Raw genomic sequence first — 12,999 nt, forward strand, 5'->3', positions numbered from 1 at the left:
AAAAAAGAGCTATAAAAGCTCCATTTTTATTATAATTATTTATCTAATATAAACTTTTCTATTGCCTTTGCAACTCCATCATTTTCATTTGAATCAGTTATATAATTTGCTGCTTCTTTAACTTCATCAAAAGCATTAGCCATTGCTACACCAAGCCCTGCATATTCAATCATATGAAGATCATTTCCTGCATCTCCAAATGTAATAACTTCTTCTTGCTTTATACCTAGATGCTTAGCTAACATTTCAACACCTACACCTTTGTTAACTTCTTTATTTAAAAACTCTAAGAAATAAGGAGTACTTCTTACAACTGTGTATTTTTCAAAAACTTCTTTTGGAAGTTTTTCTATAGCTGGTCCTAAAATTTCTGGCTCATCAATCATCATTATTTTTACAATTACTTCATCCTTTGAAATTGTATCAAAATTAATTTCATGAATATCTATATTATTAATACTAGCTTCAACTTCAGTATACTTGCTATTTTTAGGAGTTATTAATCCTTTAGTTTCTGAAAAAGCATGAATATTAACTTTTAATTCATCACTTAATTTTTTTAGATAATGTAAGTCCTCTCCAGTTAATGCTATTTTACCAATAACGTCTTTATTTAAAGTTTTTTGAACTAAAGCTCCATTATAACTAAGTACATAATCTTTATCAGTATACATATTTAATTCTTCTAAATATCTAGATACACCTTCTATAGGTCTTCCAGTTGCTAAAACTACTGTTACATCTTTTTCTCTAGCTGATTGAATAGCTTTCTTAGTTCTTTCTGATATTGTTTTATCTTCCCTAAGCAAAGTCCCATCCATATCAATTGCTACTAACTTATACATTTCATTCCTCCATTTATACTTAAATTCATATTTATCTTATTTCAATTATAGCATAACTTATAACACTTCAAAACTAAAGTATGGAAATTATAAAAATCCTATTTCTCTAATTAAATTTTTATAATTTCCTAAGAATAAATGAAAGTTAATATTATTTATCAAATTCAATGTATGACTTTAACAATTTGCTAAAACCATTTGCTTTTAATATATTAAAAATAACTCCTATTACTTCATAACTTGAAGTTATCAAAGAATCTTTTCTAGTTTTTTCTAACATTTTTGTTATATCAGAAATTATGATATTTAAATCTGATTCATTTAACATTGATTCGCTATCACTTGCAGCATTTTCAATACTAGTTTTTATCTTATTTCTATCAAATATTTCTATTCTTCCATCTTTTTTTATTATTTTCATTTTACTCACTCCTTTCTATATTATTAAAATCTATTATAAAATATTTAAAGCTATTAAAATCTATTGGTTTGCTTATATAAAACCCTTGTATACTATCACAATTAATTTTTCTTAATAATTCTAATTGGCTTGATATTTCTACCCCTTCACATACTACATTAAGACCTAGTGTATGAGATAGATTAATTAAAGTTTCTATAATTGATAGAGTTTTTCTATCATTCTCTAAGCTCTTTAATAAACTTCTATCTATTTTTAAAGTATCTAAAGGTAAAATCTTAATATAATTAAAAGAAGAATATCCAACTCCAAAATCATCTAAAGCTATTTGGAAGCCTAAATTTCTTATCTTATTTAGTATCCCTACTGTAAAATCAATATTATCAATAATTTCATCTTCAGTTATTTCCAGTTTTATTGATTTTGGATTAATTTTTTCTTTAGTTATTATTTTAACTAGTTTTTCAATAAAATTATTTTGTTTAATTGCAGCATAAGAAATATTTATGGATACTTTAAATTCATCTTCCCCAAGTTTATACATTTCATTACAGCATTTACAAGCTTCTTCTAAAACAAATTCATCAAGCTTTATTATATCTCCTGTTTTTTTAGCTAATGGAATATATTTTGCTGGAGAAATAATTCCCTCTTCCTTATTCCATCTAGTTAATGCCTCTGCTCCAACTATTTTCTCTTTAGTTACATCATATATTGGCTGGAAATATACTTCAAATTCTTTATTTTCTATTGCAGAACTTAAACTACTTTGCATATTAATTTCTTCCAACATTTCTTCAGAAAAAACTTTATTTTTATTTCCACCTTCTTCTTTTGATCTATACATAGAAATATCCGCATATTTAATTAATGTAAAGACATTGTCTCCATCTGCTGGATATGAACTTATTCCTATACTAGCTTTTAAGTTGAAAGTGTTATTTTCAATTTCAAACTCTTCATAAAGAATTCTTTGTATTTCATTTGCCAAATTCTTTATTTCTCTTATACTATCTTTCCCCTTTTTAACTACTAAAAATTCATCTCCACCTAATCTTCCTACTGTAATTTTATTAATTGAATCCATATTAAAAGTATATTTTAACGAAAGAAGCTTATCTGCTACTATCCTTAAAACTTCATCACCTGTATTATGACCTAAGGTATCATTTATATTTTTAAAATCATCTATATCTATAAAATAAATACTAAATTCTTCTTCATTTTTTATAAGTTTAATTAAATATTCAAACAAATTATATCTATTTAATAAATTGGTTAAAGTATCATAATTGGCTAAATAAGTTAATTCCTCTGAATGCTTTTTTATATCTGTTATATCATTAATTATAATAGAAAAATATCCCTCATTAAGTGAATATATAGAAATAACTCCCCATTTATCTCCTATTATATTTAATTCCTTTGTAATACATTCTGACTTAGTCCTATTTATTCTTTTTAATACGCTTACAATATTTTCTTTATCTATATTATATTCTTCATATAATTCTGAAAATTTTTTATTGATAATTTTCTCTCTTTCTTGGCAAAAAAAAGCACTTGCTGCATAGTTAATATCTATTACTATACCATCAATATAATTTCCTTCTTCATCTACTATAGCTTTTAAATGAATAAATGAATTGGACATTATATTTAAAAGATTTGAATAATTATTTGTTTCCTTTTCCAAATAATTTTCAGTATTTATTAGCTTGTCCGTAATATTGGTAATTTCATCAGTTAAATTAGATATTTCATCCTGTTCTTTAGGATTATTATTTTTTATCTCTTCACTTAATCCTTTATCTATCGCTTTTTCAATAATATCTTCTGTATCTTTTAATCTCTTTATTATCTTTTTATTTATGAAGTTGTAAATTAAAGCATTGCTTATTACTGTTAAAAATAATATTATAATAAAAATTATTTTATAATTAATAATAATTTCAACTGAACTTTCACTTAATTTATTATAAATAAAGATATATATAGAGCTAATTATAATGGATACAGTTATTGTTGCATAAAACAAAAGCAAGCCAACCCTCTTTGATAACTTCATCCTTTTATCAGACTCCTTTTTTTAAAATTTTTCGCAAATTTTCCCTTCATTTCATTATACAAACATCTTCAATTCTCCTCAAGTGTTTTTAATTTTCTTTCCATTTAAAATTTGGGGATTAAAATAAAGTCTTCCTACTACTATAATATAAAATTAAAAAGAGAGAGTGTTAACAAACTCTCTCTTATTCATTATTTTTTTGCCTTGCTTATTTTAACTATTTTACCTTTAACCTTAATTTCTTTATATTTCTTTAATAACTCATTTCCTTTTTTATTTAGTATATCTACAAAAGAAAATCCATCTTGAACATCAATTATACCTATATCTTTACCTGTTAATCCTTCTAAATTACTTAAAGCACCTAAAATATCTACATTTCTAATTTTTTTCTTTTTCCCTGCACCTATGTATATTTTAGTTACTTCATTATGTATAATTTTCGTATTTTTATTTTTATCACCATAATTATTTTTTTGATCTTCTAAAAATTTCTTTCTACCTTCTATTACTTCTTCATAGCTTGGCATTTCTATTTCTTCAATCTTATATCCAATATATTCTTCTATATCCTCTAAAAATCTTTTTTCCTTTATTGAAGTTAAAGTAATTGCCAATCCATTCTTTTCTCCTCTACCACTTCTTCCAATTCTATGAACATAGCTTTCTTTTTCCATTGGAACTTCATAATTAAATACATTTGTAATATTATTTATATGAATTCCTCTAGCAGCTATATCTGTAGCTACTAAAACTTTAAATTCTTTATTTTTGAAACTCTCCATTATCTTTAGTCTATCTTTTTGATCCATATCTCCATGTAATTCATTTACCTTAATCTTTTCTTTTTTTAGAAGAGAGCTTAAGGATTTAACTGAATCCTTCGTATTACAGAAAATAATTGCTGCATCCTCTGTATATGTATAAAGAAGCTTTAATAATACCTTAAACTTGTCTTCTCTATTAGCTACAATATACTTTTCAGTTATCTTATCTCTATTAAAAACCTTTGATTTTATATTTAAAACCTTTGGTTCTTCCATATACTTTGAATATAAGCCTTCTATTTCACTTGGTATTGTAGCTGAAAATAATGAAGTTCCTCTATTTTTAGGTAAAGTATCTAAAATCTCAGCTATTTGATCTATAAAGCCCATATTAAGCATTTTATCAGCTTCATCTATTATTACATATTCAATTTTACTTGTATCTAAGTTTCCTCTTTTTATATGGTCTATTACTCTTCCTGGAGTTCCACATACTATATGAACTCTTTGCTTTAGTTCTCTTATTTGCTCATTAAATGGTTGCTTTCCAAAAATAGCTGCACATCTAATCTTCTTTAGTCTTCCTATATTTGAAATATCATCTTTAACCTGCATTGCAAGTTCTCTAGTTGGAACTAATATTAGAGCCTTTACTACATTTTCTTCTTCATTAATAAGATTACATAAAGGGATTCCAAAACTTGCTGTTTTACCGCTTCCAGTTTGTGATTTTACAACTATATCATTCTTTCCTAGCATTTCTGGAATAACTTCTTTTTGAACCTCTGATGGCTCCTCAAAACCTAAGTTTTTTAAAGCCTTTAATATCTCTGGCTTTAAATTCATTTCTTCAAATCTATCTATATTCATTAATTTACCTCACTCTTATATATTAAATAACATTTTATTATTTTACCCTAGTATGATTTTATATACAAGTATATTGCATATAGATAAATTTATATCACTTATATATCTAAACTTAATTTTCTTAATTCTTCTCTTAATTTCCTTGGATTTTCAAGAAAAATTGTAGTTATTCCTAACTTTTCTGCACCTTCTACATTTACTTTGGTATCATCTATAAATATTGTTTCACTAGGAATTAAATTGTATCTTTTTAAAATTAATCTATAAATCTCTTCTTCTGGTTTTATTATTTTTTCTTCATAAGATACAACTCCACCATCAAATAATTCAAAAAAACTATTCTTTGTGCTTACTTCTTTAAAAGCTAACTCATGAAAATTCGATAAATAGTATATATTATATCCTTTACTTTTTAAATCCTCTAACACTTTAATAGTTTCCTCTATAGGCTTTAATATTGCATACCAATCTTCAAAAGCTAAGCTAATATCATCTCTATAAATACTATTCTTCTCTATTATATTATTTATTGCTTCTTTTTCAGTTATTGTCCCTCTATCTAACATAATCCATTCTTCACTTTGAAATATAGCCTTGTAAACCTCTTGAATTTTTTCTTCTGATATTTTACTTTTTAAATACTCCATAGGATTAAAACTCAGTAATACATTTCCTAAATCAAATATTATATTCTTATACATAAATACCCTCCCAAAATTATGAAATAACAGTAGATAGAAAATTTATCTACTGTTACTAAAACTAATATAAACATTATTAAATAAATAAATATCCAAAAGCATATCCTGCATATATAAATACAGCATTCCAAATAGCTATACCTAAGGTTGAATAAATAGAAAATTTAATTATATTCATTTTAAACATTCCTGCAACAAAGGGAATTAGTGTTCTAACTGCTGGTAATAGTCTTATGATTAAAACTCCCTTATCGCCATAGTTTTCTATGTAAAAACATACTTTATCAATAGACTTCCGAGTACTTGGAAATTTATTATATATCTTTGTTAAAATTCTTTCACCAAACCAATATGATATTCCATATAATACATAGCTAGCTAAGGCTCCTGCTATTATTGAAATTAGTAAAGCCATAAAAAAGTTAATTCCTGCCTTTGCAGACGAAATTCCTATAGCTGGCATTATTATAGCTGCACCTAATCCTGGACAATTTAAATATTCTAAAAAAATAATTATAAATACAAATATCAACCCATATCTTGCTAAATAATCAACTACTATTTGTATATTATTCATTTTATCTACGCTCCAAGTAATTTACTAAATTTATTTTATAATTTATTACAAAACATATATTTTAAATATTAACAATATAATTTTATACTCTCCTATAGATAAAAAAAATATAGATTTTCTTAAACTTTCTTAAAATTTTATAAATATTAGTACATCAAATATTCAATAAGTAGTTTTATTGTATTTTCAATAGCTTCGTAATGAGTTCTCTCCATACCATGAGAAGCATGGACTCCAGGTCCTATAAGTGCTCCCCTTATATCATTTCCACCTCTTAAAGCAGCTCCTACATCTGAGCCATACATTGGATATATATCTACTGCATATCTAATATTATTATCTTTTGCTAAATTAACTAATGTAGTTACCATATTATAATCATAAGGTCCCCCTGAATCCTTAGCGCAAATAGATACATCATATTCAGTACAACTTAAATCATCACCAATACATCCCATATCTACAGCTATCATTTCAGTTATATCTTGAGGAATATAGGATGAACCATGACCAACCTCTTCATAAGTTGAAATAAATATTTTAGTAGTATATTTTGGAGTTATCTTTTCTCTATTAAATACTTCTAATAATCCCATTAAAGCTGATACGCTACCCTTATCATCTATAAATCTAGATTTTATAAATCCACTTTCAGTAATAGTAGTTTTAGGATCTATAAATATAAAATCGCCTGGACATATTCCTAAAGCTTCTACATCTCTTTTAGATAAAACTTTTTCATCTATTCTAACTTCCATATTTTCAGGATCACGCTTTTTGTCCTTGCTATCTGGATAAACATGAACTGCTGGACTTGTGCTTAAAAATGTTCCAGTATATATTCTTCCATCTCTAGTTCTAATCTTACAATATTCACTATCCATAGTTGCAGGAATTGGTCCACCTAATAATGTAAACTTTAATGTACCACTACTTGTTATTGATCTAACCATAGCACCTAAAGTATCTACATGGGCTGAAAGTCCTACTACCTTTTCATTACTTTCTCCTGGAATAGTGATGATTCCACATCCCTTTCTAGTAGTTTCAAATTTATATCCAAATCCCTTTGCAATATCTTCAATTATTTTCATAATATCAAAACAAAAACCTGTTGGACTATCAAATTCTAATATTTTCTTTGCTGTACTTAATACATAATCTTTATTAATACTATATTTCATACAAATATTTCTCCTTCCATTAATTGCTTAAAATAGCAAATATACTTTTACTATATTTTACTACATTTAATTACAAAAAGGGAGTTTTTTATATTACACAAAAACTCCCTTTTTGTTTAAATTATTTTTTTATAAATCCTAAAATATTTAATACTTCCTTTGCAATTTCTCTTTCTTTTCCCTTGTATGGATAAGAATGAATATGAATTGCTGGATTAAAATTAAGTTCTATTATTCCGTAATTTGAATTTTCATCATTAAAATCTTCAATCATCATATCAACACCACATATATTTGCACCAACTGCTTTGGCTGATTCTACTGCTATATCTTTAAATCTTTGTGGTATTAAATCTGTATAATCTATACTATCTCCACCAGTACTAATATTTGAATTTTCTCTTAAATACACTATTTCATCTTTTTTAGGAATATAATCAAAATCTTTACCTGATTGCTTTAAAAATAATTTTGCATTTTCATCTAAATTAATTTTTTCTAATGGTGTCTTATATCCTTTTCCTCTTAAAGAACTTTTATTTTTTTCTTCTACTAATTCTTTAATACTAGCTTTTCCATCACCAATTACATTTGCAGGTACTCTGTGTAAAATTCCTGGAACAGTATCACCAATTACTAAAAATCTATATTCTTTTCCCTTTATAAATTCTTCAACTAAAACAGTATTATCATGAGCAAAAGCTAATTTAAATGCTTCTTTTATATCTTCTTCAGTTGCACCTTCTTTAAATATAGAAATACCAAGTCCAAAGTTAGTTGATTTTGGTTTAACAACTATAGATTTATTTATATATCTATGTGCTTTGTTTAAAGCTTCATCTAAATTGAAAAATTCATCTCCACTTGGAACTCTAACATTACTATTTTCTAGTATTTTCTTAGTTACAACCTTATTTTCCATCATTAAAACAGATACATAATTATCCTTTGATGTCTTAGTTGCTTGCTTTACATATTCTACGCAATTATCATTTTTTAAAGAAATAAAATTCTCTGATCTATCAATTACATCTACTTTTATTCCTCTTTTTATAGCTTCCTTCATTAATATTTGAGTTGAAAGCTCTAAATCTTCAAATCCTTCTAGTTTAAATCTTTTTTTATAAGCATCTTCTTTATATTCCTTAGCCAATCTTAAATGACTTTCTATAAAACCTTCTTCTTTTACCATTTCAGAAATTCTATAAGCGTAAGTTAATTTAGGATTTTTAATTTTTTCTATCATATTTTCAATTATATTAGCTTTTCCTAATGCTAACTTATTATTTATATCCATCATTTCATTTAGTATGTTTAATGCCCAATCACTTTTTGATATAGTTTTTCCATCCTTATATAAAACTACATCCATTTGACCATATATAGAAATTATATTTTGATTATTTTGAGCTTCTTCTTGCCATTTTTCATATGTAGTTTCATCTTTTAATAATAGATAAATAGTAAATAAATTAATAAAACTTAGATCTTCTAAGGATATTCCAGCTTTACTAAAAGGATTAATATCTATACTTCTAATTTCAAGATAATTAATTCCTTCTTCTATTAATGATTCTAAAAATCTTGTATTATCTCTAGCCTTTAATCTAACTTGTGTATAAAGCTCTTTATGACTTTCTATTAATTTATCATCAATAAATCTATACACACTTTCTACGTATTCCTTAACAGAATTGTAATTAGGATATAAATCTATTTTGTTCTTATAACCACATTCACTATTTCTATAAGATACAGCTCCCTCATTACTAAATCCATCTTTAGATATCTTATCTAAATCAACAACACACTTTTCTCCAAAACTTTCATGCATTGTAGTAGTTCCACCTAAAAGATATATTAATAACCATCTATATCTTAGATAATTTCTAACTACCTTTAGATAAATATTATCTCTAAAATCTCTATAATCTTCTCCATTACCTATCTTTTCATATAAATCTCTAATTAAATCTTCACTAAATGAAAAATTATAATGAATTCCAGATATTAATTGTTTTTTTCCACCATATTTCTTCAATAAGCTTTTTCTATACTCACTAGCTCCTACTCCGCTTTCACAGTGACCATAATCTGCTATAGGAATTAAGTCATCCTCTGGTATACTACATGGCATAGATTGTGGCCATAAAAATTCGTCTTTAAGCTCTAAAACTGTAATATCATAAAGAGAATTTAAAAAACTATATACCTCATCTAATGTATTTAATGTTGGAGTAATTAATTCTATTTGGCTTTCTGAAAAATCAGTTGTTATATATGGATGAGTCATTTTACACTCAAAAACCTCTGGATGTTTAGTTAGTGCAAGACCTCCATTTTCATCCACTCTTAATGTCTCACGCTCTATCCCAAAGTTCCCTTTTAATAATTCTTCTTTATAATTAAGTGATTGAATCACATCTAACATCTTTATACACCTTCCATATTTTAAATTTATATATTAAATAAGCTACTGTTCCTTTTAAAACACTTGATATAGAAATTCCAATCCATATTCCATTAACATCAAAATATTTAATGAAAATTAAAGCTAAAGGAATTCTAAGCATAGTAAATATTATACTTATAAGTGCAGGTATCTTAGGAACTCCAAATCCTGTAAAAACACCATTCGATATCATTTCTATAGTTGCAAAAATTTGAGAATATCCTATTATCCTTAAGTAATTACTAGCAATTATTACTGTAGCATCTTCTCTTATAAATAATCTAACCAATGCACTTGGAGTAAAAATAAATAAAATACTTATACACAAAGCATAAATAACACCTATTCCTACTGCCGTATTATACCCTTTATTTATTCTATCATATTTCTTTGCTCCAAAATTTTGACCAACAAAGCCTGCTATAGCTCCATTTAGCCCCCCTACAACCATATAAACTACTGATTCTATTTGCAGTCCTATCTTTTGAGCTGCTATAGCTTCTGAACCAAAACTTCCTATTATTCTAGCTAATAATATATTGACTAAAGTAAATAAAATTCTTTGAAAGGACATTGGTAGTCCTAAAATTGTAATTTCCTTCAGTTTATTATAATTTAATCCACTTTTAAAGTTAAAATTAAATAATTTTCTTGATCTATTAATAAATAAAATAAACATTATTCCATTTGCAATTAATGTAGCAATTGCAGCTCCAGTAACCCCAAGCTTTAAAGTATATATAAAAATTGGATCTAATATAATATTTAAAATAACTCCTATAGCACTTATATTTAAAGCTGATCTATTATTACCAAAGCTATTAAAAATTCTTATATAAAATGTATTAAAAAAAGAAAAAAACATCATTGGTGCACTTATAGCTAAATAAATATAAGAGTTTCTTTCAACTACACTATTTCCTATATTTAAAAATCCTATAAAGCTTTTACCTAAAAATATTAATACTAAAGCATATATACTCCCTATTATTAAATTTAAAATAATACCACTAGAAGTATATTCATCTACAGCATTATTATCATTTTTTCCAATTGAGTGAGCTACTTTTATTCCAGTTCCTATAGCTACAAAAGCATTAATTGAGTAACCTAGTCCCACAAAGAAACTTGATGAGCCTATACTAGCTACAGCATCACTTCCTAGCCCCCCAACCCATAACATATCAATTAGGTTATAAGTAAATTGCAATAAAGAACTTCCCATTATTGGTAAGGCTAATGTAACTAAAACCTTTAACACATTTCCCTTTGTTAAATCTACTCTCTTCATTCTAATCTCCTAATATTATTCATCATTTAAAACCCCATTTAAAAACTTAATTACATCATTACATAATTCTTTATCTAAACTATAATGTATCCAAGTCCCTTCCTTTCTACATTTAACAATTCCTGAATCCATTAAAACCTTCATATGATGGGATAATGTTGGTTGAGTAAAATGAAAACTTTCTAACAATATACATGCACACTTTTCACCAGAAGAAAGCATATCAACTATTTTAAGCCTATTTATTTCTCCTAAAGCCTTGAGTATTTTAATATTATCTTCATAATTTTTACTCATAATAATATCTCCTATTCTTTATTAATACATAGACGAATATCTATGTATCATATTAAATATAGATGATTATCTATATTTAGTCAATAGTATAAAAATGCGAGCATTTTTATAATGAAGAATTAAAAATTAAGAATGTAGAATTAAGGAAAAAAATCCTTCGGATTTTTGAACAAAAGGTGCCCTGCACCAATATAAATTAAGTTTTGCTATGCAAAACCTCCTCAATTTTACATTCTTAATTCTACATTTTTCATTTATACAAGTGTTGTCTTGTCATTTCTAAATTATTATTGTTTCCTTTTGAAAATACTATTTGATGTAAATCTATCATTCCATTATGAAAAGATGCTGCGCATGAGGATAAATATAATTCCCACATTCTAACAAATCTTTCATCAAACATTTTTTCAATTTCATCTATATTATTTTTATAATTATCATACCAACAAAGTAATGTTTTTTGATAATGTCTTCTTAAACTTTCTACATCTAGTGTATAGTAATTAAATTCACTTCCTATATTTATTATTTCTCTAAGGCTTGGAATTACACCGCCTGGGAATATGTATTTTTTAATCCATGGATCTCCTGAATGTTCTTTTCTTCCACTAATAAAGTGTAGTAAAAATAATCCTTGGTCATTCAATATTGCATCTACATTTTTAAAGAAAAGCTCATAATTATCACGCCCAACATGTTCAAGCATTCCTACACTTACAACTCTATCAAATTTTAATTTGCTCTTTTCTAAATCTCTATAATCCATTAATTCAGCAGTTAAATATTCTTCTAATTTCTCTTGTTTGATTCTTTCTTTAAATTTTAAGTATTGATTTTCACTTAAAGTTATTCCAACTCCATGAACCTTATACTTCTTAGCAGCTTCAATAAGTAAGTAGCCCCAGCCACATCCTATATCAAGTAAACTCATTCCTTCTTTAAGCTGTAATTTTTTTAATATATAATCAACTTTATTTTTTTGTGCTTCATATAAAGTATCATCTTCATTTTTAAAATATGCGCAGGAATAACTCATGGTTTCATCTAACCAAAGGTTATAAAACTCATTTCCTATATCATAATGAGAAGTTACTTCTTTTTTTTGATTCTTTTTAGAGCTTGATGTAAATATTAATTTACTTAATAAGTTCTCATTAACATCAAAATCATCTAATTTCCCCATTACAATATCTAAAGCATCATATAAATCACCAGATTCCATATCAAGTTTTTTATCCATATAAGCTTCACCTAATGCTAAAGATGTACTTGTAAGTAATAACTTTTTATCGATATTATCATTTACTTTAATTACAAATTCAGGCTTTCCATTACCTATATCTAATACTTCCCCATCTTTAAATATTACCTTAAAAGGTATTTGATTATTATTCTTAAAATATTTTTTTATAATCATACTTTCTAATGACATAACTCTCAATCCTTCTTTCTATACTATAAACCTCATATCTTCTATCTTTACCCTTAATGAATAAAATATTCTTTTATTGTTCTTTAAGTAATTT

The 12,999-nt window shown here is 25.8% G+C and carries 11 protein-coding genes; all 11 read right to left on the reverse strand.

Annotated features, from left to right (window positions below; all coding sequences use genetic code 11):
• Nucleotides 1-35: 35 nt before the first annotated feature.
• Nucleotides 36-845 carry a sugar-phosphatase gene (gene yidA / locus H9660_RS00295; protein WP_191747355.1) on the reverse strand — a complete coding sequence of 270 codons (810 nt, stop codon included), beginning with the start codon at nt 843-845 and terminating at the stop codon, nt 36-38.
• Between the two features lie 151 nt (nt 846-996).
• Entirely contained in the window at nt 997-1,266 is a 270-nt protein-coding gene (locus H9660_RS00300; protein ID WP_191747357.1) for an ATP cone domain-containing protein, read from the reverse strand.
• Between the two features lies 1 nt (nt 1,267).
• Nucleotides 1,268-3,334, reverse strand: coding sequence for a sensor domain-containing protein (locus H9660_RS00305; protein ID WP_191747359.1), 2,067 nt, complete (start codon nt 3,332-3,334; stop codon nt 1,268-1,270).
• 191 nt (nt 3,335-3,525) lie between these two features.
• The gene (locus H9660_RS00310; RefSeq protein ID WP_191747361.1) at nt 3,526-4,971 is read right to left on the reverse strand and encodes a DEAD/DEAH box helicase; all 1,446 of its coding nucleotides are present in this window, start codon (nt 4,969-4,971) and stop codon (nt 3,526-3,528) included.
• A 98-nt stretch (nt 4,972-5,069) separates the two neighbouring features.
• Nucleotides 5,070-5,672, reverse strand: a complete 603-nt coding sequence (locus H9660_RS00315; protein WP_191747363.1) for an HAD family hydrolase — start codon at nt 5,670-5,672, stop codon at nt 5,070-5,072.
• A gap of 76 nt (nt 5,673-5,748) precedes the next feature.
• Nucleotides 5,749-6,249 carry a DedA family protein gene (locus H9660_RS00320; RefSeq protein WP_191747365.1) on the reverse strand — a complete coding sequence of 167 codons (501 nt, stop codon included), beginning with the start codon at nt 6,247-6,249 and terminating at the stop codon, nt 5,749-5,751.
• Between the two features lie 146 nt (nt 6,250-6,395).
• Nucleotides 6,396-7,433 carry a M42 family metallopeptidase gene (locus tag H9660_RS00325; RefSeq protein ID WP_191747367.1) on the reverse strand — a complete coding sequence of 346 codons (1,038 nt, stop codon included), beginning with the start codon at nt 7,431-7,433 and terminating at the stop codon, nt 6,396-6,398.
• Between the two features lie 121 nt (nt 7,434-7,554).
• Nucleotides 7,555-9,864: a bifunctional glutamate--cysteine ligase GshA/glutathione synthetase GshB gene (gene gshAB, locus H9660_RS00330; RefSeq protein ID WP_191747369.1), complete on the reverse strand. Its 2,310-nt coding sequence runs from the start codon at nt 9,862-9,864 to the stop codon at nt 7,555-7,557.
• On the reverse strand, nt 9,839-11,176 hold the full coding sequence (locus H9660_RS00335; RefSeq protein WP_191747370.1) for an MATE family efflux transporter: 1,338 nt from the start codon (nt 11,174-11,176) through the stop codon (nt 9,839-9,841). The genes gshAB and H9660_RS00335 overlap by 26 nt, the downstream gene beginning before the upstream one ends.
• 15 nt (nt 11,177-11,191) lie before the next feature.
• Nucleotides 11,192-11,473, reverse strand: coding sequence for an ArsR/SmtB family transcription factor (locus H9660_RS00340; protein WP_191747372.1), 282 nt, complete (start codon nt 11,471-11,473; stop codon nt 11,192-11,194).
• Between the two features lie 250 nt (nt 11,474-11,723).
• Nucleotides 11,724-12,905 (reverse strand): SAM-dependent methyltransferase, encoded by a 1,182-nt coding sequence (locus H9660_RS00345; protein ID WP_191747374.1) that lies wholly within the window; start codon nt 12,903-12,905, stop codon nt 11,724-11,726.
• Nucleotides 12,906-12,999 lie beyond the last annotated feature (94 nt).

Source organism: Clostridium gallinarum, from assembly GCF_014836325.1.
Lineage (GTDB): Bacteria > Bacillota > Clostridia > Clostridiales > Clostridiaceae > Clostridium > Clostridium gallinarum.